The organism is Hyphomonas sp. FCG-A18 (assembly GCF_045287255.1).
Lineage (GTDB): Bacteria > Pseudomonadota > Alphaproteobacteria > Caulobacterales > Hyphomonadaceae > Henriciella.
Map to the genome: position 1 here is coordinate 935,236 of NZ_CP137142.1, position 23,754 is coordinate 958,989.

Consider the following 23,754-nt stretch of genomic DNA (forward strand, 5'->3'; position numbering starts at 1 on the left):
ACACTATGGATGCCCAGACAGAGACAACAGCCAAGAAGGGCAACCTTTGGATCAAGCTTTGGCCGGTTTATCTGATCGGCGCGGTGCTGGTCGCGGCCTGGCAGTTTGGGCTTTTCCAGTATCTTTCTCTGGATACATTACGTGAGCAGCAAGAGACGCTGAAAGCGTTTGTCGCCAATAATTTCATGCTGGCAGTCGCGGCTTACATTGCGATTTATGCAGCGGCGACGGTTTTCATGATGCCGGGCGCTTTGTGGATCACGATTGCTGGCGGTGTTCTGTTTGGCCTGGTTGGTGGCTCAGCCGTGACTGTAGTGGGCGCGGTGACCGGGGCGAGCCTACTCTTCTTCGCGGCGAAAACCTCCATCGGTGCGGCCTTGCGCGATAAGGCGGGTGGCTTTGTAAAGCGGATGGAACGTGGCTTTCAGGAAGATTCCTTTAGTTACATGTTCGCGCTGCGTCTGTTGCCGATTGTGCCGTTTCCCGTGGCGAATATTGCTCCGGCCATCTTGGGCGCGCGGTATCGCGATTACTTCATCACCACAGCCCTTGGTATTATACCGGGTGTGGTCGCCTATACATGGATTGGCTCCAGTCTTGGCGCGAGCCTTGATCCAGAAGCCACGCAGGACCTGTTCGGCGTTGTGAAGAACTTCATTCCCGCGTTTGCTGCGCTGGGCGTCGTGGCGCTGATCCCGGTGGCTTACAAGAAATTCTTTGGTGGCAAGGCCGCCAAGCTTGAGGAGGCCGCATAATGAGCGTCCAGAAACTGAAAGGCGACCTGATCGTTATTGGCGCGGGCTCTGCTGGCCTGTCTGCGGCGGCTGGCGCCGCAATGCTCGGTCTCAATGTCATCCTGTATGAGAAAGCCGAGATGGGCGGGGATTGCCTGAACTATGGCTGTGTCCCGTCAAAGGCCCTGCTGACGACAGCGAAATATGCCCAAACGGCGCGCGAAAGTGCCAAGTTTGGGGTGACCAGTGGTGAGCCAGTCGTTGATTGGGAAGGCGTGAAGGCGCATGTCCAGAAGGCGATTGATACAATTGCCCCGGTCGACAGTCAGGAACGGTTTGAAGGGCTTGGTGTGACCGTCATTCGCGAGCATGCGAAGTTCAAGGATGCTAAGACGATTGTCTCTGAAACAACCGAGGCCACAGCGCGGCGAATCATTATTTCTACGGGCTCGACGGCGTTTATTCCGCCAATTCCGGGCCTGTCCGAAACGCCATTCATCACAAATGAGACGGTCTTCAGCCTGCCGGAGCAGCCCAAACACCTGATCATCCTGGGCGGTGGGCCCATCGGTATGGAAATGGCCCAGGCGTTTAATCGGCTAGGCACCAAGGTCACGGTGATTGAAATGGGCCGCGCAATGGGGCAGGCCGATGCTGATCATGCCAAAATTGCTGTAGACGCCATTCGCGAAGAGGGCGTTAGCGTTCTGGAGGGGCATAAAGCGGTTCAGGTCAGCGGCTCGGAAGGGGCTGTCACCGTTGAAACCGAAAGCGAAGACGGCAACCAGAGCGTTACCGGAGGCCACCTGCTTGTTGCCGTTGGCCGACGCGCGGTGATGGATGGCCTTGAGCTTGAGGCGGGCAATGTTGCCTATGATCGTAGCGGCGTTCAGGTCAGCCAGAAGCTGAGATCAGTTTCCAATCCGCGGGTTTGGGCCTTGGGGGATGTTGCTGGCAAAGGCCAGTTCACACACCTTGCCGGGTGGCATGCCAGCGTGTTCACGCGGCGCGCTTTCTTCAAGCAGGGCAGCAAGGCTGATGATTTACCACTGCCTGCGGTGACTTATGTTGCCCCGGAAGTGGCGCAGGTTGGTCTGACCGAGGCTGAGGCGCGTGAGCAATATGGTGAGAGTGTCAGTGTTTCGACTTTCCCCTTCCATGAGAATGACCGCGCCATCGCAGAAGGCAAAACCTTGGGCGAGGCCAAGCTTGTGATCCGCAAGGGTAAGATTCTTGGCGCGTCCATTGTTGGCGAAGGGGCTGGCGATATTATCCAGCTTGTTGGCTATGGCATGTCCAACAAGCTGGGCGTTCAGTCTCTGACGAATTTCATCTCGCCATATCCAACCCGCGCAGAAATCGTGAAGCGGGCGGCGAGCGCGCACTTTACGCCGACTGTGTTTGGCAAAGCGTCCCGAACGCTTGTTGGGTTGCTGCAACGCATCCCGTAGGCTAGGGCGAGGGGGTGAATACGGCTTCAGATACGCGTGCGCAGCGTGGTGCTTTGCGCTGGCGGAACAGCCTGTCCTTCAGGCTGTTCCTGATCGCCATTTTGAGTGTTTTGGTCATTGAGGCACTGATCTTTGTGCCGAGTGCAACGCGTGAGCGTCATGAGTGGTTGCGCGACAAGGTTGAGGCCGGGCGTCTCGCTGCACTCGCATTGGAAGCAGCCCCCAGTCGCATGGTGTCTGACGAGTTGAGCCGCGATTTGCTGGAGCGGGCTGATGTTCTGGCAGTCGCTGAACTGAGCCGCGACATGCGTGAGAATATTCTGACCCAGAAAGCGCCGATTTGTTGTGTCGAGAAAATTGTCCTGCTGCCAGAGCGGGCGGGCGTGATGGATGTCTGGCCGACTCTTGGGACGTTCTTTGCACCGGATGACCGCTATCTGATTATTCGCGCGGCTGGCTCGCAGCCGGGCAGTATTATCGAAGTTGTTGTGACCGAAGAGCCGCTTCGCATGCGGCTTGAGGAATATGGCCTGACGATACTTGGGTTATCACTGATCATTTCAGCGGTGACGGGCGGCCTGATCTATCTGATGCTGGTTTTGACCGTGGTTCGCCCGATGCAGCGCGTAACCCGATCAGTGGAACAATTCCGAAAAGACCCCGGCAGCTGGACGCGTCGCCTGTCGCCGACCTCCCGCCGCGATGAGATTGGCCGCGCACAAAATGCGCTGGCGGATATGGAAGAGGCCGTTTCTGACAGTTTCCGTCAACGCGAACGACTGGCGCAGCTTGGTGAAGCGGTGGCCAAGATCAATCATGATTTGCGCAATTCACTCGCCACAGCGCAGCTTGCCTCAGATACGCTTTCACGCTCGGAAGACCCGCGCGTGGCCAAGACTTTGCCGCGACTGGAGCGGGCGATTGAGCGCGCCATTGGGCTGGCGAGTGACACATTGAAATATGGTCGTTCATCAGCGCCGAAGGCGGAAAACCGGATGTTGGCTTTGCATGAGATTGTGGAAGAGGCCGGAGCTGAAGCTTTAGCAGCTCACGGGGGTGTCCAATTTGAAAACGCGGTGCCCGAAGAGGCCAACGGGTTTGTTGACCCCGATCACTTGCATCGAATTTGCGCGAACCTGATCCGCAACGCAGCCGAGGCCATGAATGGCGAAGGGCAGGTTTCGGTTGGCTATGATGGCGCCGTTCTGAGCATTGTTGATACTGGTCCCGGTCTGCCGGAAAAGGCGCGCAATAATCTGTTTAAGCCGTTCGCTGGAACGACGCGGCGGGACGGGACTGGTCTTGGTTTGGCGCTATCGCGGGATCTGGCCCGGGCTATGGGCGGCGATTTGGAGCTCGACGAAACGGGGTCGGACGGTACGCGTTTCGTGCTGTACCTATCTGTGCCGAATTAGCTAAGTCTATTGCAGTTCGCGGCTAACCCGAATGGCCTCACGAACATCGCCGCGCAGGAGCAGGATGTCGATATTGCGGGGATCCTGCGCAAGGGCGGCCTTCATGTCGATCTCGGCATTGGTCAGGTCTTCCATGGCAAGATAGGCACGTGAGCGTAGGCTCAAGGCTTCCGGGTCAGATGGTTGCAAATCCAGTGATGTTGTCAGGTCGTCGACAGCCTCCATCCAGCGTTCAGTTGCAAGGAAGGCAGTTGCCCGGTCTTTGAAATAGTCACCATTGCGCGGGTCGATTTTGAGCGCATCGGAGAAGGCTGTGATCGCCGCGTCTGGATAGCTGGCTGTCAACCATGCGTTACCTGCCTGCGCCATATAGAGTGCGCGATCTTCCAATGCGATGGCGTCGGGCGCATTGGCCAGAGCTTCGAGCCGGGCGGCCCCTTCTTCATAGCGTTCCAGCGCAATCAGGGAGATCGCATTGCAATATCGCGCGCGAGGGCGGTTGCCATTGCCGAGCCATGCAAGGCTATCCTCGTAAGCTTCTGTCGGATTGTCTTCGACCATCTGAATGCAGGTGTTCAGGCGAATTTGCTCCTGCGCAGCAATATCAGCCGATGCGGACTGGCTGATGGGTATCGTAATCATGGCAAGGGCGATCAAGGACATGGCAAACTCTGTGGCTATACACTACGTATTGTGCCCGTAACGCCCTGTGGAGACGAGAGCAAATGACAGAACCGTCACAACCGTTATTCCTGTTTGGGCCGGGTTATTGCGCGTTGGCTTTGGCTGAGCTGTGGGATGGGCCGGTTTTCGGGACATATCGGTCTGAAGAAAGCCGGGGCCGGATAGAGACAAAGGGTATCTCCGGAGTAGCTGTAGGGGATGTAGAAGGGCTCTCAAAAGCGATCGCAGGGGCACATATTGTGATCTCGACACCGCCGGGTGAGGCGGGCTGTCCGGCGCTCAGTTTGATTGGTCAGGTCGCGCATGAGGCAGCGAGTGTCACCTATCTTTCCACAACGGGCGTTTATGGTGATTTGGACGGTGGCTGGGCATTTGAGTGGACCCCCGTTAATCCGGGGTCAGTGCGCGGGCAGCGTCGGGTGGAAGCTGAGCAAGGCTGGCAGACAGTTCGAGAGGATGTACGCATTGTCCGCTTGCCGGGGATTTACGGGCCGGGGCGCAGTCCGCTGGATCGTGTGCGTTCTGGTCGGGCGACCCGCATTATCAAGCCGGGACAGGTGTTCAGTCGAGCGCACCGGGATGATATTGCCAGCGGTATAAAGGCTTTGATCGACGCGGGTGTAAGTGGGGCGTTCAACCTGTGTGATGAAGAGGCGGCCCCACCACAGGACGTGACCGCCTATGCGTGCGAATTGCTGGACCTGCCCGTGCCGGAAGGCGTGCCGATTGAGCAGGCAGAGCTGTCCGAAATGGGACGCAGCTTTTATGCGGAGTGCAAGCGCGTTTCAAATGCCAGGCTGAAAGCGGCGACGGGGTGGCGGCCTGTTTATCCGACCTATCGCGAAGGCTTGCAGGCTATTCTAGCTGCTGAGCAGTCTTAGATGGCTGGGCGCTTCTTCCGACGTGAGATTGGTTGGGATGCGTATCGCGAACGCTTTCCAAGACTGATCCCGCCACCACAGGTCGAGGCCCCGGAGGCGAGCTATAATGCGGCGCCCATGGCGGTGCATCCAGTCATCCGATGGGAACGCGAACGGCAATTCATGGAACTTGCCCCCTGCCTTTGGGGGCTGGTGCCAAGCTGGTGGACTAAACCGATAAACGAACGAAAATTCTCCGGGATCAGTGTTGATGCATTTGAGGCGGGTGAACGCCCAGTCTATCGCGGCGCGTTTCGCCATTGGCGCTGCCTGATCCCGGTTAGTGGTTGGTATGTCTGGAGCGGTGAAGGGAAGGGCAAAACGCCATTTGCGCTCGCGCGCCGGGATGGCGATTGGTTCTGTCTTGCAGGCTTATGGGATACTGCGTTGATCGATGGCAGCGTATTGGAGAGTTTCACCCTGCTGACAACGCAGCCGAATGATGTGGTCGCTGGGATTGCAACGCGGATGCCTGTGATTATTGGGCAGGAAAACTATGCCCGCTGGCTCAATCCGCGATCTGGTCCAGTAGAGGATTTGTTTCAACCATGGCCTGCCGATGATCTGAAAGCCTGGGTGATCGGGCCGGATGTCGGCAATGTGCGCAACAATTTCCCGGCTTTGCTTGAGGAGGCTTAAGCCGGGACCGTTTCCTGTGTCTTTAGCCAGGCATCGACGTCGCGCAGGGCGCGGGCGGCTTGCGCACGTTTCTTGGCGCGGCCTTTATCCTTGCCGCGCAGGCGTTTGCCGGTTTCGGGATCAGTTTTGGCCACTTCATCCGGGTTTGGCGGTGGGAAGAGGCCAAAATTGACATTCATTGGTTGGAAGGTCGCTTTACCTTCCAGATGCCCGCCCGTGATGTGTTTGATCAGCGCGCCAAGGGCCGTGCTCTCTGGCGGGACAGGGATGTCACAACCCAAGCGCTCAGCCGCTGCAAACCGTCCGGCGAGTAGACCCATTGCGGCGCTTTCAACATAGCCCTCAACGCCCGTAATCTGTCCGGCAAAACGGATACGCGGCAGCGATTTCAGGCGCAGGCGATTGTCGAGCAGTTTGGGCGAGTTGATGAACGTGTTGCGGTGAATGCCGCCAAGGCGTGCAAACTGGGCATTTTCCAGCCCCGGAATCATCCGGAAGATGTCTGTTTGTGCGCCATATTTCAGCTTGGTCTGGAAACCGACCATGTTCCAGAGTGTGCCGAGGGCATTGTCCTGACGCAGCTGAACAATGGCATGGGCTTTAACGTCCGGATTATGCGGATTGGTCAGGCCAACCGGCTTCATTGGGCCGAAACGCAGGGTTTCGCGGCCGCGTTCGGCCATGACTTCAATCGGCAGGCAGGCTTCGAAATAGGGCGTGTCCTTTTCCCAATCCTTGAACTCGGTCTTTTCGCCTTCAATCAACGCATCAAGGAAGGCATTATACTGGGCCTCATCCATCGCGCAGTTGATATAGGCATTGGTTTCGCCATGCGGGCCGGGCTTGTCATAGCGCGACTGGCGCCAGGCTTTGTCCATGTCGATACTGTCGAGATAGACGATCGGCGCGATCGCATCGAAGAAAGCCAGATCATCCTCGCCTGTATGCTTGCGGATCGCCTCGGCGAGCGGAATGGCGGTGAGTGGACCTGTGGCGATGATCACGCTGTCCCAGTCTTCCGGCGGCAGATCTGTAATCTGTTCGCGAACGATTGTGATCAGCGGATGGGCTTCGAGCTTGGCCGTAACCGCCTCTGCAAAGCCTTCGCGATCCACGGCGAGCGCGCTGCCCGCGGGCACCTGATGCTTATCAGCAGTGGGAATGATGATGCCATTCGCCTTGCGCATTTCCTCATGCAGAACCCCGACCGCATTCATCGTATGATCGTCGGACCGGAAACTGTTGGAGCAGACAAGTTCAGCAAGCTGATCGGTCTGGTGGGCTTCAGTCGTGTGGGGGCCGCGCATTTCGTGAATGATCACGGGCACGCCCATATTCGCGGCCTGCCATGCGGCTTCAGAGCCCGCCATGCCGCCGCCGATAATGTGGATCGGTTTCATCTCTGTCATGGGGGCGATGTGCGCTTTGTCAGGCCATGGGTCAAGCGGTGACATGCGGGGGGTTTGCAGGCGCGGCGGTCGGCCTTAAGTGGGAGCGATGACTGATTTGACCGAACAACCCGCCGATTTGCTCTCCTCCCTGATCGATACTTGCCTTAAAGCCGGGGCGAGTGATGCCGATGCCGCTTTCGGGCGCTCACAGGGCGTGAGCGTTGAAGTGCGCGGCGGTGAGCTGGAAAGCATTGAACGGTCGGAAAGCCAGGGCGTGTCTCTGCGCTGCTTCTTTGGTCAGCGGCAGGCCTCTGTGTCCGGCTCGGATACATCGGCGGATGGTCTGAAGGCTCTGGCAGAGCGCTGTGTGGCGATGGCGCGGGCGGTGCCGGAGGATCCGTATTGTGGGATTGCACCAGCCGAAGATCTCGCGACCGATATGCCGGATCTGGATTTGACTGGCGATGGTGAAATCCCGGCTGATGTGCTGGAGCGTGAAGCGGTTGAGGCCGAAGCCGCTGCGCTGGCTGTACCGGGTGTGCAGCAAGTGGCGAGTTGCGGCAATGGCTGGAGCGAGAGCGAGCGCTGGGTCGCGGCGAGTAATGGCTTTGCGGCCTATAAGAAAGGCGGATCGACCGGGCTGGGCCTCGCCGCGGTTGCTGAACGCGATGGCGCAATGGAGCGCGACTATGAAAGCCGCTCTGTGCGACGGGTTGAGGATCGTCCAAGCCCGCAGGAGATTGGTACAATTGCCGGGGAACGCACGGTTGCGCGGCTCGGTCCCCGCAAGGTGAAGACGCAGACTGGGACGGTCATCTATGACAAGCGCCTGTCGAGCAGCCTGATTGGTGCTTTCCTGTCGGCAATTAGCGGGCCGAGCGTGGCACGCGGGGTCTCCTTCTTAAAGGACAGGATGGGTGAGCAAGTCTTTGCCAAGGGCGTGAACCTGATTGATGACCCGTTCCGTCCGCGTGGTATGGGCAGCCGCGTCCATGATGGTGAAGGGCGCGCGGTGGCACGAACGGCTTTGGTTGATGATGGCGTTCTCACGCGCTGGCTCCTGAATGGTGCCTCAGCCAAGCAGATGGGCCTTGAACCAAACGGCTATGCCAGCGGCGGCTTTGGTGGCGCGCCGGGTGTGGGTGTGTCCAATGCCTACATCGAAGCCGGGGAGATGAGCCCTGAAGCGGCGATGGCGCAGGCAAAGGAAGGCTTGCTGGTCACGGACATGTTCGGGCCGAGTATCAACCCGAACACGGGCGATTATTCGGTCGGTGTGGCCGGGTTCTGGTTTGAGGACGGTGCGGTCGCCTATCCGGTCTCGGAAGTGACGATTGCCGGGGATTTGCCGGGCATCTTCTCGCGCCTGGTGCCGCTCTCTGATCTGGAATTCCGCGGCTCGCGCGATGCGCCATCCATCCTGGTTGAGGGGATGTCGATTGCAGGCAGTTGATCCTGACATTGAAGACCTGATCACCCTGCGTGAGACGGCGCGGGCCGCAGCTGCGCTGGCGGTTGACTGGTTTGAACGGGCCGACTGGCGCTTCTGGGACAAGTCCAAGGGCCATCCGGTCACCGAAGCTGATCTGGCGGTGAACACTCTGATTCGGGAACGCCTGATGGCGGCGCGCCCAGACTATGGCTGGTTATCGGAAGAGACCGCGCTTGATAATGAAACCCGGCTATCCCGGCGGGCCTGGGTGGTTGATCCGATCGATGGCACGCGGGCTTTCATGCGTGGCGAGCCGTACTGGTGCATTGCGGTTGGCGTTCTGGAGCGTGGCCAGTGCCGGGCCGGGGTCGTCTATGCGCCACTGATGGATGAGTTCTACGAGGCGCGGGTTGGCGGCGGGGCTTTCCTCAATGGCGACCGCCTGCGCATCAGTGATTGCAAACAGGAAGAAGGCTGCCGGATCATTACCAATGAAGGCATGCTGACCCATCCGGCCTGGCCGGTGCCATGGCCGGAAATGGATGTGATCAAGCCCAAGCCGAATGCCACCCTGATTCGCATGTGCTGGGTCGCCAGCGGCAGGGCCGATGCAGCGCTGACCCTGTGGCGCAAATCGGACTGGGATTTGGCGGTGGGCAGCCTGATTGTGCAGGAGGCAGGTGGCGTTGCGACAACCCATTTGGGCGAACCCTATGTGTTTAATCGCGGAGAACCTGCACAAAGAAGCCTGCTGGCGGCTGGAAAGCCTTTGCATTCCCTGCTAATGGCGCGCGTTAAAGGGGTTCGCCTGCCAGATCCAAACTGGACGGTTCGACCCTACGACCCGACACCCAATACGGAGCGCCAGAAAATGGGCGATACGCATATGAAACAACTTCTCCACATCGTTATCGGTGGTGAGCTGAAAGATGTCACCGATGTTGAGTTTGAGGATCTGTCCAAGATCGACTTTGTCGGCGCATACCCGAACTACAAAGACGCCTATGATGCCTGGAAAGGCGCAGCCCAGCGCACAGTAGATCACGCCGAAATGCGTTATTTCATCCTGCACGCGCACAAGCTGCTTGATCCGGAGACTGGCGACCATCACCACGTCTAAAGACATAGAGACAGCGCCCGTTGCGGAGAAGAAGCCGCGGGCGTTGTGGCGGTTGTTCAAGACCTATTTCAAACCGCACCTTGGCTGGTTCCTTGGTGGAACGCTGTTTGCGGTACTGACGGCTCTGTTCGCCAACTCCTATGCCATGATCCTCGCTTTTGTTGGCAACAAGCTACAAACTACAATTGAGGTAGAACAGGCCGATGTTGGCTGGGTGCTGTGGGCGGCTGGTGGTATTGTCGTCTTATCCATCGGGCGGGCTTTGACGCTCTATCTGATGACGATTGCCAATAATACCGGGGTTCAACGGGCGCTGGTTGATATTCAGAAGGCGCAGTTTGACGATCTGGTTGATGGCGATTTTGCGCGGGTTTCTGGTGATGCCAGTGGCGGCTTTGTTTCGCGCTTTATCAATGATGTGAATGCCATCCGTGATGCGGGGCTGCGCTTTGCCAACAATTTCACCAAGAGCGTTGTGACGGTCATTGGCGCCTTATGCGTCATGCTTTGGCTCGACTGGCAGCTGACGCTAATCCTGCTTGTGGTTTATCCAATTGCCTTTTGGCCTGTGATTGCGCTGGGCGAACGCGTGCGCAAACGGGCTAAGCGGGCACAGCAGCAGGTCGGTGATGTTACGGCTTTGCTGTCTGAAGGCTTTCAGTCAACGCGTGTCGTGAAAGCCTATGGGCTTGAGGCCTATCAAAAAGATCGCGCCAAGCTCGGCTTTATTGAGCGCTCTCGTCTGTTCCTGAAAGTGCTGACCGATAAGGCCGCGGTTGATCCGATTCTTGAGGTGACAGGCGGAGTCGCACTGGCCGGAATTTTTGGTTTCACCGCATGGCGGATTGCGGGCGGGGAGTCGACACTGGGCGATTTGCTGGGCGTGATCGGCGCAATTGGTATTGCCGCGCCAGAACTGCGCGCGCTGGGAACATTGAATGCGGTGGCGCAAGAGGGCGGCGCGGCTGCTGATCGGGTGTTTGAAATTGTCGATGCGCAGCCATCTGTGGCGGATGCGCCGGACGCGAAAGCGCTTGAGCAGGTTAAGGGTGCGGTTACGTTTGAGGATGTTAGCTTTGCGTATCCCGATGGCACAGAGGCTCTGAAAGGGCTTAGCTTTACCGCGAAGCCCGGTGAAACCATTGCTCTGGTCGGGCCGAGCGGGGCCGGAAAATCTACTGTTTTCAATATCTTGCTGCGTTTATATGATGTGACCTCTGGGGTTGCGCGTGTGGACGAAGCTGACATTCGAGCTGTCACAGCGGCGAGCCTGCGCGGCGCGACGGCTTTGGTGTCTCAGGACACCTCACTGTTTGATGATACGGTCCAGGCCAATATCGCGCTTGGGCGGCTTGGCGCTTCTCAGGATGAGATTGAGGCGGCAGCGAAAGCGGCCAATGCGCATGACTTTATCATGGCGCTTCCCGGTGGCTATGATGCCCCGGCGGGCGAAATGGGACGTAATCTGTCGGGCGGTCAGCGTCAGCGTGTGGCCTTGGCGCGGGCGATCCTGCGTGATGCGCCAATCCTGTTGCTGGATGAGGCGACCAGCGCGCTGGATGCGGAAAGCGAGGCCAAGGTGCAGGACGCGCTGGCGGAGTTTTCCGAAGGGCGGACAACCCTGATTATTGCCCATCGTCTCTCAACTGTGCGGGCGGCAGACCGAATCGTGGTCATCGAAGATGGCCGCGCGGTGGAAGAGGGCACACATGACGCCCTGATGGCCGCCAATGGCGCGTATAAGCGCCTGGTTGAGTTGCAGCTCTCCTGATCTAGTCGCCGGTGAATTCCGGATCGCGGCCTTGCAGAAAAGATGTGATGCCTTCCCTGAAATCATCCGATTGCTGCAATAGGGCGAAGGCTTCCAGATCGCGATAACCAGTGGCTTGCGCGAGCGCGAGTGCGGCAGCATTCACGTCATGCTTGACCATTTTCAACGCTGTTGGGGGCAGCTTAGCTGATTGCTCAGCGATCTCGATGGCCTTGGCAAGGGTTGTGCCCTCGGCAACCACATGGTCGACTAGCCCCCAGTCCAGTGCGCGGTCTGCCGGGACTTTTTCGCAGAGGGCCGCAAGGCGTTTGCTGCGAGCCGGACCGACAAGCGCAACGAAGCGAGGGATGGAACCCCAGCTCATATTCATGCCGCGCTCGACCTCGGGTACGTAGAATTGGGACGTCGCACTGGCGACGCGCAAATCGCAAGACGTGGCCAGTGCGGCCCCTCCGCCAATACACCACCCCTCGATGGCGCAAATGGTCAGGGCGTCAATCTTTTCCCAGGCCTCGCACATGGCTGGGCCACGGCGCAGGGCGATGCGGCGCTGGCTCAGGGGTGCTTTCGGGCTGCCGCTGCGGTCACTGTCTTTGAGGTCTGCGCCCATGCAGAACTGGTCCTCGCGCCCGGTCAGGATGACCGTCGAAACATCTGGGCAGGCGTGAAAGCTCTGCGCTACAGTGGTGAGGTCCACCATCAGGGCTGGGCTGAGCGCATTGGCGCGTGAGCCCGTATCAAAGCGCACAATGGCGGTTCGGCCCTGGCGCTCAATCGAAACCAAATCACTCATGATCTCAAGCTCCGGCCAGAGGGCGCTCTTTTGGTATTTGTGCAGCAGCCGTTTGCAGGAAACGGGCGAGTTTTTCTTCCGTCTCAGCGCCTTGGACCGCTATCTGACGATGGGCAATAAAGGTCGGCACGCCGGATATGCCCATCTGTCGGAACAGGTTTTGCTCCTGCCGCGTCGTTTCGACGTCGGCGTCACTGGCCAGAAGGTCGGACACAATATTCGGATCAAGGCCGACTTTCGCGGCGATGGTCACCAGTGTTTCATGGTCGCCAATATCGAGACCTTTGGCAAAGAACGCGTCGAACAGGGCCTCTTTGGTGGCCATGGCTTTGTCCTGACCCTGCGCCCAGCGGACAAGACGGTGAGCATTAAAGCTGTTTGGCCGACGCGTGATCTGGTCAAAGGCAAAGGGAATGTCGAGCTCTTTGCCATATTGAATAAGGGCTTCACGCATCTGGTTTGAGCGCGCTTTGCCCTGATCAGAGCCAAACTTGGCCTGCATATAGGTTTTGTAGTCCGTACCACCCGCCGGGATTTCCGGATCCAGTTCAAATGGCCGGAACAGGATTTCAACGTCGAGGTCCGGCACAAGCTTGATCGCGCCTTGCAGGCGGCGGAGGCCAACCCAGCACCATGGGCAAACGAGGTCAGAGACCATTTCAATATGCAAGGTCATGTGGCGGGTTCCGATGCGGCATGGGCTTTAAGATGGGCAATATCGACAATGGCGAGCGTCTTCTTATGTGTCGCGTCGAGATAAACGGGTGGCGCAACGCCCATCAGGCGGGCTTCCTCCCAACGGCTTGCACACAGGCACCAGCGATCGCCTGGTTTGAGGCCCGGAAAGCGAAACTCCGGGCGCGGTGTGATCAGGTCGTTACCGCGACTGAAGCTATATTGCAGAAACTCTGACGTAACGCGGACACAGACGGTATGTGTGCCATGATCCATCGGACCCGTATTACAGCAGCCATCGCGGAAAAACCCGGTTAGTGGGTCGAGACTGCAGGTCTCAAGGTCTCCGCCAAGGACATTGCGGGCTTTGGGTTCTGTGTCGGTCATGCAGGTTGGGCTTCTGGTTTGCTGGCGGCTCGTTTCAGGACCGTGAGATAACCGTCCTGAACTTCCATTTGAGCGGTAATGCCTTTCTTGCGCAACAGAGCATGGGCTTCTGGTAAGCGATAACAGGGCAGGTGCATGAACATGTGATGTTCACAATGATAATTCACCCAATAGGGGGCGATGAAGGCGCGTTCCAAGAGGTTGGCGCGCGTGGTGCGGGCATGGCGCATCGGATCATTATGGTCAGGAACAACGGCATGTTCGGCAATGTTGCGCAGGCGCGTGATGAGCTGATTCCACGTTGCCATCGGCAATAGCCAGAGGACGAAATAGGCCCACCAATGGCCGAGCAGGGTCAGCACTGTGAGCAGGATCATATTGGTGATCAGGAACGGAATGACTGCCTCGCGCGCCGATTGAGATCGGTTTTCCGCGCCCTTGGTATTGCGAATACCAAGCCCCATCGCATTGGCGAACTGGTTCACGCGCTGTTTGTAAAAGGTCTGTCCGGTCAGGTCACGAATAATTTTTCGGCGTAGGGAGCTGCGTGTGACGGGAAAAGGGGCAGATAGAATCAAGTCCGGATCTTCTGGTTGTTGAGCATATTTATGGTGGTTGAGATGATAGGGGCGGTAGGCTTTAAGGCTGGCCCCAATCGGCGCCCCGACAGGCCAGTGGCCAACCCATTCATTGATCTTACCATTCTTTGAAAGCCCGCCATGCGCGGCTTCATGCATCAGGATGGCGAGGCCAAGCTGACGCGCGCCAATGACCGGAATAGCCAGAATTATGAGCCAAGGTTGCCAGATGGCTGCGGCCATGGCGAGAATGATCACGCTCCAAGCGTGCACGACAGTCCCCAGCCCCAACAGGTCCGAGCGGCGGGACACATGGGCCCATTCTTCCTTTGTGAAGAGATCAAGCGGGCGGATGCGTTTCGCAACAGGCATAAAGCTAAAATACGCCTTTGCCCTAAGGTTAGACAAGGCTTATTGAAGCAGGGATTGCGCCGGGAGATATTTATAGTCGCGGCCAAGATCGAGTTTGGCTTGCCAGTCGAGTGTGGCTTTCAGGCGATCACCATGCATGGCTTTCAGGGTCGCGATTTCCTGCTCTCTGGCAGATGTATCGAAACCCTGTCCGGCAAATTTCGAATGCTCGGCAAAGACCGGGCCTTCAGCATTGGCTTGCAGATCAGCTTCCGTCAGTGACAGTCCAAGGAAGGTACTGACAGCACGCATATAGGGTAGGCGATCTTCCGGGAAGGCGAGCCCTTCAATCGCGCGGACAAGAGAGGGCTGCTGGATCGCTGCGGCGGTCATATCTTCATGCTGATGCTGCCAGACCAAAGCGGCGATTTGCATATCAGTAAAGCGCAGGGCATCGCGTTCACTGATCTTGGAGAGGCCCGTGCCATCGAGATTAAAGATATTGTAGAGGTTGCGCATGAAGGCCGCGCCCTCTTCGCCCTTACGCAGGATCGAGATCAGGAAGGTTTCCAGTGGCGAGGTCATGAACAAGGCGTTTTCGCCGCGCGCCATGATGTCCGGGATGATCAGGTTGGCTGGGTTGGTTGGCTTGATCAGGATCGCCTCATCCGGATGGAACCGACGCGCCAGCAGGCTCAAGATCAAATCGCGCAGCTGCAGGACAGGTTGAAGCGGCTGGTTGTTGCGATGCGCCATGCGAACCGCATTGGTCAGTTGCATCAGGATATCGGGTTCTTTTAAGGCCAGGACTTTGCCGGGAACATCCAGCGCGCGCGCCATCAGGGTTGAAGCGCAAAAGGCGGTATGAAAAATCCAGTGTATGGGCTGTCCAGAAGGGACATTGGCCTTGAGTGCATCGCTCAGGCGGACAGGTTGGAAGCGATCATCCTGATTGTAGAATCGTTGATCGAGGAAAGCCCCATTCGAGAGCTTATCCCGGTTTGTGTGCAGGAAGGTTAGCGTATCCTTTTGCAGGTCGAAATGAACCGGGAACCAGTTCGGGTCACCAAGGATATCGGAAAGCTGCATGGCTTAAACAATCGCGGCGAGGAAAAAACCAGCGACAAGGAAAGCACCTGCCCAGACATTCGACTTGAAGACACTCAAGGCGTGTTTTTCACGATCCGGGGCGAGACGGATCATCTGCCAGATGCTGTGGGCGAGGAAGGCAAGGGCAAGAACAGCACCGATCCGACCCGCTCCCGCGAACCACGCCCCGAGGAAGATCAACATGGTCGCGCCGAGCTGAAACATGAAAGTGGCGGTGAGGACTTTGTCGTCGAACAGGCGGGCGGTGGAGCGCACGCCGATCAGAGCATCATCCTCACGGTCCTGCAGCGCGTAAATCGTGTCATAGGCAATCGTCCAGAGCACGAGGCCAAGATAGAGCAGGACATTGGCGCCGGTAATGCTGGCTGCGGTTGCTGCGCCAACCAGAGCGCCGAAATTGAATGTGAACCCGAGCCATGCCTGTGGCCACCAAGTCACCCGCTTCATGTACGGATAGGCTGCTACAAGTGGGATGGCGAGCAGCGCGATGATTTTTGCGTCGCCGGGTAGGAAAAGCCAGATCAGGAAGCCGACGCCGAGCTGGGCTGCGAGAAACAGATAGGCCTGTTGCAGGCTCACTGCGCCAGACGGGATCGGGCGGGCCGCAGTCCGGGCAACTTTGGCATCAAGGTCGCGATCGCGAATGTCGTTCCATGTACAGCCCGCGCCGCGCATAACGACTGCGCCGATCAAGAACAGCACGACCCAGACGATATCAATCCATTGCAGACCTGTCGGGATGCGCATCTGAAACAGGCCCATTAGGCATGGCAGATACAAAAGCCAGATCCCCACCGGGCGATCAATCCGCGCCAGTGAGACATAGGGCTGTGCCGTCTCAGGCAGGCTCACCAACCATGCTGGCATGGCGCTGTCCGGTGTGGCCTCAACCGTTGAGGATGACGTTTGTGTCTGTGTTTCAGTCTCAGTGCTCATAATCGCTCTATAGCGATTTTTTAGCGGCATGCCACGGGGTTAACGCCGCAGGGATTGCAGCCTATAGGGGCATCCATGAGTCATGTTGCCCGTTTATTTGTTGATGCTGACCTTTCTCAAGGCGCACTTGTGCCACTTGAAGAGGGGCAGTCGAAATACCTCTTGCGGGTTATGCGCCTGGAAGCAGGCGCGATCTTGCGTGCCTTTAATGGGCGTGATGGCGAATGGCTTTGCCGCTTGCAGGTGAACGGAAAGAAGGCCGCGCTTGAGCCGACTGAGCAAGTGCGCCCGCAGGAAGCAGGTCTTGATCTGACCCTGCTGTTTGCGCCGATCAAAAAGACACGGACCGATTTCATTGTTGAAAAAGCCAGCGAGTTGGGCGTACGCACGATCCAGCCTGTGATTACCGAATACACTCAAACCAGCCGCGTACGCGCCGACCGCTTGCAATCGCTGGTGATTGAAGCGGCCGAACAGACCGAACGGATGGATATTCCGGAGGTTTGCAATGACCTGCCATTAGGCAAAGCGCTGGCGGCATGGGATAGGAGTAAGCCGCTCTACTATTGCGATGAAGGCAGTGCAGCGCGGCCTATGGTTGAGGTTTTGAAAGGCGACCTGCCGCAGGCGGCGGGCTTGCTTGTCGGGCCAGAGGGTGGGTTTTCGCCGCGCGAGCGAGAAATGCTGCGTGCTCTCGAATTTGTGATCTCCGTAACCCTTGGTCCACGCATCCTTCGCGCAGAGACAGCGGTTGTCTCCGCCCTCACACTCTGGCAGGCGCTGGTTGGCGATTGGGATAAGGGTCCCTATCTGGCGTAAACTGAATAATTGCCTGTGGAGGGCTGGGCCATGACAACACCAACAACTGATATTGACGAATCAGCCCCGCGCATTGGCGGTAAGGCTGAGCTGGTTGAGTGGTTTGAAGCGGGCGCCAAGCCCATGGATGATTGGCGTGTTGGCACCGAGCATGAAAAGTTCGGCTTCATCAAAGATGGCTTGCGGCCCTTGCCGTATGAAGGCGAGGCTTCGGTCAAAGCGATGCTGGAAGGGCTGCGTGACCAGTTTGGCTGGCAACCGATTGAAGAAGCTGGCTTTCTGATCGGCCTGAAAAAGAACGGGGCCAGTGTAAGCCTGGAACCGGGCGGGCAGTTTGAGCTGTCCGGTGCGCCCCTGAAAAGTATGCACGATACCTGCAATGAGGTTGGCAAACATTTGGAGGAAGTCCGCCAGATTGCGGATCCGCTCGGCATTGGTTTCCTTGGGCTTGGCGCAAGTCCGCTCTGGTCGATGGATGAAACCCCGATCATGCCGAAAGGGCGCTACAAGATCATGCGCGCCTATATGGAAAAGGTTGGGCGGCTTGGGCGGCAGATGATGTTCCGGACCTGCACGGTGCAGAGCAATCTCGATTATGGTTCTGAAGCCGACATGGTGAAGAAGTTTCGTGTCGCGTTGGCTTTGCAGCCTTTGGGCACGGCTTTGTTTGCGAACTCACCTTTCCTGGAAGGGCGCCCGAATGGCTTCCTGTCCTATCGCGCGCAAATCTGGACCGATACCGACCCAGATCGTACAGGCATGCTGCCCTTCGTGTTCGAAGACGGTTTTGGCTATGAGCGCTATGTCGATTATGCGCTGGATGTGCCGATGTATTTTGTTCGGCGCGGTGGCCAATATCTCGATGCCTCGGGCCTGAGTTTCCGTGACTTTATGGCTGGTAACCTGCCGATACTGCCGGGCGAGTTGCCAGCGATGGAAGATTTTGAGGATCATCTCTCGACCATTTTCCCGGAAGTCCGCTTGAAGCGGTTCCTGGAAATGCGCGGCAGTGATTCTGGCCCATGGTCGCGCCTGTGTGCCTTCTCATCCTTCTGGACGGGCTTACTCTATTGTCCGGATTGTCTGGATGCAACCTGGCAGCGGGTTAAAGTTTGGAGTGCGGCAGAGCGCGAATCGATCCGGCAGAGCGCGCGTGTGCTCGGGCTGAAAACGCCAATTCCGGGCGGCCAGACTTTGCAGGACCTTGCGCTGGAGATGATCGAACTCTCTCGGCAAGGCCTGAGCAATCGCGCGAAACTCTCGGTCAGCGGTGATGACGAAACCGGCTTCCTGATGGAGTTGCAGGAGATTGCCGAGAGCGGTGTTACGCCCGCAGAGCGCTTGCTAGAGCGCTATCATGGCGATTGGGGCAGGGATGTCCGCCCTGTGTTTGAGGAAATGGCGTATTAGCACGGCAATTTAAGTCAAGAAAACTCACAATACATCTTGAGCGTCGCAACGCGGCGTGGTGATACTTCCCTATAGCCTGAGTATTCAGGACACATTCTTATTCCCTGGGGAGGGTTCATTGACAGATACACCTGCGTCGACGGCGCCAAAGGACACGAGCTTCTTTGGTCACCCGAAAGGGTTGGCAATTTTGTTTTTCACAGAGATGTGGGAACGGTTTTCGTATTACGGGATGCGGGGCCTGCTGGTCCTCTACCTGACACAGCACTTCCTTTTTTCGGATGAGAAGTCTTCCATCATGTACGGGGCTTACACGGCACTCGTCTATGTGATGACGATTATCGGCGGCACACTGGCGGACCGTTATCTGGGGCAACGTAAAGCTGTGACGTTCGGAGCGATTCTGCTCTGTCTCGGCCATTTCGGCATGGCGTTTGAGGGCAGTGGCTCCAAGGAATATGTCGTCACAGGCGGTGCCGAGATCGAAGTTCAACATGAAGGTCGCGGCGATAATCGCCAGCTCTTCGTTGATGTGGACGGTGAATATCGCCGGGTCGTTTTTGAGCAAGGCACAGGCGACCTGCAAATCCTTGAGACCGCCGATCGGGAAAAAGAGCCGACCGCTGCAGTCTATCGGGAGATCGAAAAGGATGCGTACTCGACACGGGTTGAGCAGCAAGAATTGTATACAAACATTCTGTTCCTGTCGCTGGCCTTCATTATTGCCGGGGTTGGTTATCTGAAGGCCAATATTTCGACGATTGTCGGGGCGATTTATGAGATTGATGATCCACGCCGTGATTCAGGGTTCAGCCTGTTCTATATGGGGATCAATCTTGGCTCGCTTCTCTCGTCCCTGACGTGCGGCATTATCGGCATTGTCTGGGGCTGGAAGTATGGCTTTGGCCTTGCCGGTATTGGGATGTTTGCCGGTCTGTTGGTCTTCGTCTGGGGCCAGAAATACCTTGATGGAAAAGCCGAGCCGCCAAATCCAGAAGCGTTGAAGAAGTCTTTCCTCGGGCCAATCAATGTTGAGATGGCCTGCTATCTGGCTGGTGTCGTCGTGATTGCGGTAGCGATGCTGCTGGTCATGAATGCCGAGGTTATTCCAGAATGGTTTGTTGGATCTCTGGGCATCGCAGTTTTCATCGGTCTCATTGCTTATTGCTTTATGCGATTGCAGGGCACCGAGCGTAACCGGATGTTTGCGGCGATTTATTTCGTCCTGGCGCAGATCCCATTCTGGGCCTTGTTTGAGCAGGCCGGGTCATCACTGACCCTGTTTACAGACCGCCTGGTCGATAAGGAAATCTTTGGGATGAATGTCCCGACTCCGGTGTTTCAGTTCCTGAACGCGGGGTACATCGTGATTTTTGCACCGCTGTTTGCGTGGATGTGGATTGCCCTTTCGAAGCGTAATATGGAGCCTTCGACGCCGGTTAAGTTTGCAATTGGGGTCTTCCTCGCTGGACTTGGTTTCCTGTCTCTCGTTGGCGGGATTGGTATGTCAGGTGCCGGAATGACGGCGGTGGCCTTTATCTTCCTGATCTACTGGGTCCACACGATGGGTGAGCTTATGGTGTCTCCGGTCGGACTGTCGGCGGTGACCAAGCTTGCGCCTGCACGCGTCGTCGGCATGACGATGGGGGCTTGGTTCCTGTATTCCGGTCTCTCGAACTATCTGGCGGGCGTGATTGCGCGCACGACGGGGGCAGAGACGATTGGTGGACAGATTACCGATGTCGCTGCGGCAAAGGCTACTTATGTCACGGTTTATTCCAATGTCGGTTATGTCGCGATGGGGATCGGCGTCTTCATGTTGCTGATCTCACCAATCATCAAGCACTGGATGAAGCAGGATGACCTGACAAAGCCAGGTGTGGCAGATGAGCTGCAAAGGTCGGGGCATAATTAAGAGCCTGCTTTCAGTTTACAGAAAAGGCGGTCCATGGACCGCCTTTTTGCATGAATCTATGTTGTTGAGTGATCTGATTTCCTAGCCTGCGCCGCCGACGGTTAGGCCGCCAACTTTGAGGGTTGGTTGGCCGACGCCGACGGGGACGGTTTGACCGGCTTTGCCGCAGGTGCCGACGCCATCATCCATAGCGAAGTCGTTACCGATCATTTCAACCTGTGAAAGCGCGGTTGGGCCGTGGCCGATCAGGGTCGCGTTTTTGACCGGGGCGACGACTTTGCCGTTCTCGACAAGGTAAGCCTCGGTGCATTGGAAGACGAAGTTGCCGGATGTGATGTCGACCTGTCCGCCACCGAAATCGACGGCCCAGATGCCGCGTTTGATGGAGGAGACGATTTCATCTGGATCATCCTTGCCGCCGAGCATCACGGTATTGGTCATGCGGGGCATGATCGTGGCATCATAACTCTCGCGGCGGCCATTGCCGGTTGCGGCAACGCCCATGAGACGGGCATTCTGGCGATCCTGCATATAGCCTTTCAGGATGCCATCCTCGATCAAGACCGTGCGGTTGGTTGGGGTGCCTTCATCGTCAAAGGAAAGCGACCCGCGGCGGGCATCAATTGTGCCATCATCAATGACGGTAACCCCTTTAGAGGCGACCTGTTCGCCAACGCGGCCAGAATAGACACTGGTGCCTTTGCGGTTGAAATCACCTTCAAGGCCGTGGCCGACCGCTTCGTGCAGGAGGACGGCTGGCCATCCAGGGCCGAGAACAACTTCCATTTCGCCCGCGGGGGCTGGAATGGATTCGAGATTAACTTCGGCTTTTCGCAGGGCGCGTTCGGCAAGCTTTTGCCAGCGCTCGGTTGCGATCCACTCATCATAGGCGGCGCGCCCACCTGCGCCTGCCGAGGCGCTTTCGCGGCGGCCATTCTGTTCCAGCGTGACGGAGATGTTGAGTCGTACCAGCGGTCGAATATCGTGAAATTGTTCCCCGGCCGGGCGAAGAATATCAATCTCTTCGTGACTGCCCGCCAGAGAGACCGAAACCTGAACCACACGTGGGTCCTTGGCGCGGACCCAGGCATCAATTTCAGCGAGGAGGCCCGTCTTGACGGTGAAGTCCGGTGCTTCAGTTGGATCAATTGGTTGATAAAGACGACGATTGGTTGGGGTGGGGCTGGCCGCGATTGAGCCTGTATAGCCACGCTTTGCTTGTGCTGCCGTGTCGGCGGCGCGCTGGATGGCGGCAAGAGTTAGTTCGCCTGAATGGGCATTGCCACTGGCTTCCCCGGCCACAACGCGAAGGCCAAAGCCTTGTGTCGAATCATAAGAAGCTGATTTCAGTCGCCCATCATCGAAAACGAAGCTTTCAGACCGTGCGCGCTGAACATAGATGTCGCCATCATCGGCATTGTCTGTGGCTGTGGCGAGGATGCGGGTTGCGCTCTGGGCGTCAAAGGGCAGAGGTGTCTGTGTCATGAGAGATATGTGAAGCGGCGGGCATGCATGTGCAAGATGTCATGCTGCGTGTTTACGTATAATTCTGTTCTGATCGCTTAGCCGTTTGGCTCTTTGATTTGAAACCGGGTCAGTTGCCGCTCAGCAAGGTCCCAGCCCGGTCGTAGCTCCAGCGCTTTGTTGAAATCACTATAGGCACCCTGAACGTCGCCCGTGTTTTCGCGAGCGATGGCACGATTGTAATAGGCGGCGAAAAGGTCCTGAGAGTTCAGTTCAATTGCCCGGTTGAGTTGCGGGAGCGCGCTGGCAAAGTCTTTTTGATAAATCAGAGCAGCACCGCGATTGAGCCAAGCCGCGCCAAGCTCTGGCTGCAGGTTCACCGCGCTATCATAATCGGCGATCGCCTGATCATACCGCCCGGCGCGCATCCGCAGGACGCCGCGATTCACATATGTCTTGGCGCGATTCTCGCGATTCATGGTTTCTTCGCGCAGGGCACGTGTGCAACTGGTTTCGGCATCAATGAAGTTTCCACTCGCACGGGCCGTCTTCTGGTAGCATTCGGCCCCTAAACCATTGCCGATCACGAAGACCTGCGCGGAGGCAGGCGCTGCCAGTGTCAGAATAATAGATGCGAAAAAAGCCGGACGAATGAAACGACGCATTGGAAGCCTCCTGATTTGGATTAAGTATAGCGCAAACACGGCAATACGGCTATTCGACTGCGACAATTTATAAGAACTCATCAAACTGGGTGGACGACCCTGTGCGAACTACGTATTGCAGTGACAAAATCGGATGGGAGTGTTCCTTGCGCTACTTTTTTGCCTTTCTTGCAAGCGTTCTGGCGACCGCGCCGGCGTTTGCCGCCGTACCAGAGCCGGGCGGTATTAACCTGCAACCCGCGGCAACGCGGATTATGGAGCGTCTGCACGACTTCCATAATTACCTTTTGATTATCATCACAGTGATCACAATTTTCGTGGCCGCGCTGCTATTGTGGGTATGTTTCGCCTACAGCAAGAAGCGCAACCCTGAGCCGCGCAAGTTCAGCCATAACACAACTATTGAGATTGTCTGGACCGTTGTCCCTGTGATCATTCTCGTGGCGATTGCCGGTCCATCTTTCTCTAATCTGTTTTATCAGGAGAATGAGCCGGACCTGGTTGCGATTGCCCAGAGTGGCAATGTTGACGACCCAAACGTCAATGTCGAAGCGGCCGAGAAGGGCTGGATCACCGTCAAGGCAATTGGCATGGGCAACTGGGCCTGGACCTATGAGTATCCCGATATTGTCGATGATGCCGGTTTCCCACTCAGCTTTGTCTCAAATGGTATTCACCTCGGCCTGCCAACTGACCCTCCGGCGACACCGGAGCGCCCGCTCTATCTGGCCGCAGACTATCCGATGGTTATCCCGGTCAACCGCTACATCCGTTACCAGACCGCATCTGACCGTGTTATTCACTCTTGGACGGTTCCGGCCTTTGGCGTGAAGACCGATGCGATCCCGGGGCGTTTGAATGAAGGCTGGTTCCTTGTACGCGAAACCGGCGTTTATTACGGTCAGTGTTCAGAGCTTTGCGGGAAGAACCACGCCTTCATGCCGATTGAAGTGCGCGTGGTCACCCAGGAGCAGTATGATCGCTGGGTTGAAGTTATGAAAACTGGCGACATCGATGCGGCAACGCAGATGGTACACAATTTTGATCCGGCTGGGGAGCAAACACAGCTCGCCAGTGTGGACCTGAACTAAGAG

22 protein-coding genes are annotated in these 23,754 nt (G+C 57.3%); 12 read left to right on the plus strand and 10 right to left on the minus strand.

The genetic code is table 11. The annotated features are described in order from the left end of the window. Positions 1-5: 5 nt before the first annotated feature. The 3 genes from RYZ27_RS04600 to RYZ27_RS04610 are packed head-to-tail and all read left to right on the plus strand — an operon-like array spanning position 6 to position 3,600. The gene (locus tag RYZ27_RS04600; protein ID WP_406681190.1) at positions 6-755 is read left to right on the plus strand and encodes a TVP38/TMEM64 family protein; all 750 of its coding nucleotides are present in this window, start codon (positions 6-8) and stop codon (positions 753-755) included. Next, positions 755-2,185, plus strand: coding sequence for a dihydrolipoyl dehydrogenase family protein (locus tag RYZ27_RS04605; protein ID WP_406681191.1), 1,431 nt, complete (start codon positions 755-757; stop codon positions 2,183-2,185). Before RYZ27_RS04600 ends, RYZ27_RS04605 begins: the two co-directional genes overlap by 1 nt. Before the next feature lie 14 nt (positions 2,186-2,199). Further along, positions 2,200-3,600 (plus strand): sensor histidine kinase, encoded by a 1,401-nt coding sequence (locus tag RYZ27_RS04610; RefSeq protein WP_406681192.1) that lies wholly within the window; start codon positions 2,200-2,202, stop codon positions 3,598-3,600. Between the two features lie 6 nt (positions 3,601-3,606). On the opposite strand, the gene RYZ27_RS04615 is transcribed toward RYZ27_RS04610, so the two are convergent. Then, a complete protein-coding gene (locus tag RYZ27_RS04615) occupies positions 3,607-4,263 on the minus strand; it encodes a tetratricopeptide repeat protein (RefSeq protein WP_406681193.1) in 657 nt (218 codons plus the stop codon). 62 nt (positions 4,264-4,325) lie between these two features. On the opposite strand from RYZ27_RS04615, the gene RYZ27_RS04620 reads away from it, so the two are divergent. Beyond that, a complete protein-coding gene (locus tag RYZ27_RS04620; protein ID WP_406681194.1) occupies positions 4,326-5,165 on the plus strand; it encodes an SDR family NAD(P)-dependent oxidoreductase in 840 nt (279 codons plus the stop codon). Further along, the gene (locus RYZ27_RS04625; RefSeq protein ID WP_406681195.1) at positions 5,166-5,843 is read left to right on the plus strand and encodes an SOS response-associated peptidase; all 678 of its coding nucleotides are present in this window, start codon (positions 5,166-5,168) and stop codon (positions 5,841-5,843) included. Here RYZ27_RS04625 and trmFO read toward each other — a convergent pair. Beyond that, the gene (gene trmFO / locus RYZ27_RS04630) at positions 5,840-7,252 is read right to left on the minus strand and encodes a methylenetetrahydrofolate--tRNA-(uracil(54)-C(5))-methyltransferase (FADH(2)-oxidizing) TrmFO (protein WP_406681196.1); all 1,413 of its coding nucleotides are present in this window, start codon (positions 7,250-7,252) and stop codon (positions 5,840-5,842) included. The two genes, RYZ27_RS04625 and trmFO, sit on opposite strands and share 4 nt — an antisense overlap. Before the next feature lie 88 nt (positions 7,253-7,340). On the opposite strand from trmFO, the gene RYZ27_RS04635 reads away from it, so the two are divergent. Genes RYZ27_RS04635 through RYZ27_RS04645 form a run of 3 tightly spaced genes read left to right on the plus strand, consistent with a single transcriptional unit; the run spans position 7,341 to position 11,557 of the window. Continuing rightward, positions 7,341-8,687: a TldD/PmbA family protein gene (locus RYZ27_RS04635; RefSeq protein ID WP_406681197.1), complete on the plus strand. Its 1,347-nt coding sequence runs from the start codon at positions 7,341-7,343 to the stop codon at positions 8,685-8,687. Next, entirely contained in the window at positions 8,674-9,786 is a 1,113-nt protein-coding gene (locus tag RYZ27_RS04640; protein WP_406681198.1) for an inositol monophosphatase family protein, read from the plus strand. Before RYZ27_RS04635 ends, RYZ27_RS04640 begins: the two co-directional genes overlap by 14 nt. Continuing rightward, entirely contained in the window at positions 9,752-11,557 is a 1,806-nt protein-coding gene (locus tag RYZ27_RS04645; RefSeq protein WP_406681199.1) for an ABC transporter ATP-binding protein, read from the plus strand. Before RYZ27_RS04640 ends, RYZ27_RS04645 begins: the two co-directional genes overlap by 35 nt. Before the next feature lies 1 nt (position 11,558). On the opposite strand, the gene RYZ27_RS04650 is transcribed toward RYZ27_RS04645, so the two are convergent. The 6 genes from RYZ27_RS04650 to RYZ27_RS04675 are packed head-to-tail and all read right to left on the minus strand — an operon-like array spanning position 11,559 to position 16,387. Then, positions 11,559-12,350, minus strand: coding sequence for an enoyl-CoA hydratase/isomerase family protein (locus RYZ27_RS04650; RefSeq protein ID WP_406681200.1), 792 nt, complete (start codon positions 12,348-12,350; stop codon positions 11,559-11,561). Positions 12,351-12,354: 4 nt separating this feature from the next. Next, the gene (locus RYZ27_RS04655; RefSeq protein WP_406681201.1) at positions 12,355-13,026 is read right to left on the minus strand and encodes a DsbA family oxidoreductase; all 672 of its coding nucleotides are present in this window, start codon (positions 13,024-13,026) and stop codon (positions 12,355-12,357) included. Beyond that, complete coding sequence (locus RYZ27_RS04660) at positions 13,023-13,412, minus strand: DUF2237 family protein (RefSeq protein WP_406681202.1); 390 nt, start codon at positions 13,410-13,412, stop codon at positions 13,023-13,025. The genes RYZ27_RS04655 and RYZ27_RS04660 overlap by 4 nt, the downstream gene beginning before the upstream one ends. Beyond that, complete coding sequence (locus tag RYZ27_RS04665) at positions 13,409-14,362, minus strand: fatty acid desaturase family protein (RefSeq protein ID WP_406681203.1); 954 nt, start codon at positions 14,360-14,362, stop codon at positions 13,409-13,411. The genes RYZ27_RS04660 and RYZ27_RS04665 overlap by 4 nt, the downstream gene beginning before the upstream one ends. A 39-nt stretch (positions 14,363-14,401) precedes the next feature. Continuing rightward, positions 14,402-15,430, minus strand: a complete 1,029-nt coding sequence (locus tag RYZ27_RS04670; protein WP_406681204.1) for a hypothetical protein — start codon at positions 15,428-15,430, stop codon at positions 14,402-14,404. 3 nt (positions 15,431-15,433) lie between these two features. Next, on the minus strand, positions 15,434-16,387 hold the full coding sequence (locus RYZ27_RS04675) for a 4-hydroxybenzoate octaprenyltransferase (RefSeq protein ID WP_406681205.1): 954 nt from the start codon (positions 16,385-16,387) through the stop codon (positions 15,434-15,436). A gap of 75 nt (positions 16,388-16,462) precedes the next feature. Between RYZ27_RS04675 and RYZ27_RS04680 the strand changes: the two genes are divergently transcribed. From RYZ27_RS04680 to RYZ27_RS04690, 3 genes are all read left to right on the plus strand, one after another. Then, entirely contained in the window at positions 16,463-17,206 is a 744-nt protein-coding gene (locus RYZ27_RS04680) for a 16S rRNA (uracil(1498)-N(3))-methyltransferase (protein WP_406681206.1), read from the plus strand. Positions 17,207-17,236: 30 nt separating this feature from the next. After that, on the plus strand, positions 17,237-18,616 hold the full coding sequence (locus RYZ27_RS04685) for a glutamate--cysteine ligase (RefSeq protein ID WP_406681207.1): 1,380 nt from the start codon (positions 17,237-17,239) through the stop codon (positions 18,614-18,616). A 205-nt stretch (positions 18,617-18,821) separates the two neighbouring features. Further along, positions 18,822-20,531: a peptide MFS transporter gene (locus RYZ27_RS04690; RefSeq protein WP_406681758.1), complete on the plus strand. Its 1,710-nt coding sequence runs from the start codon at positions 18,822-18,824 to the stop codon at positions 20,529-20,531. An 81-nt stretch (positions 20,532-20,612) separates the two neighbouring features. Here RYZ27_RS04690 and tldD read toward each other — a convergent pair whose 3' ends face one another. Together tldD and RYZ27_RS04700 are read right to left on the minus strand one after the other, a co-directional pair. Continuing rightward, on the minus strand, positions 20,613-22,016 hold the full coding sequence (gene tldD / locus RYZ27_RS04695; RefSeq protein WP_406681208.1) for a metalloprotease TldD: 1,404 nt from the start codon (positions 22,014-22,016) through the stop codon (positions 20,613-20,615). 77 nt (positions 22,017-22,093) lie between these two features. Continuing rightward, positions 22,094-22,660, minus strand: coding sequence for a tetratricopeptide repeat protein (locus RYZ27_RS04700; protein WP_406681209.1), 567 nt, complete (start codon positions 22,658-22,660; stop codon positions 22,094-22,096). Positions 22,661-22,806: 146 nt separating this feature from the next. Here RYZ27_RS04700 and coxB point away from each other — a divergent pair, with 146 nt between their 5' ends. After that, the gene (coxB, locus tag RYZ27_RS04705) at positions 22,807-23,751 is read left to right on the plus strand and encodes a cytochrome c oxidase subunit II (protein WP_406681210.1); all 945 of its coding nucleotides are present in this window, start codon (positions 22,807-22,809) and stop codon (positions 23,749-23,751) included. Positions 23,752-23,754: the final 3 nt, after the last annotated feature.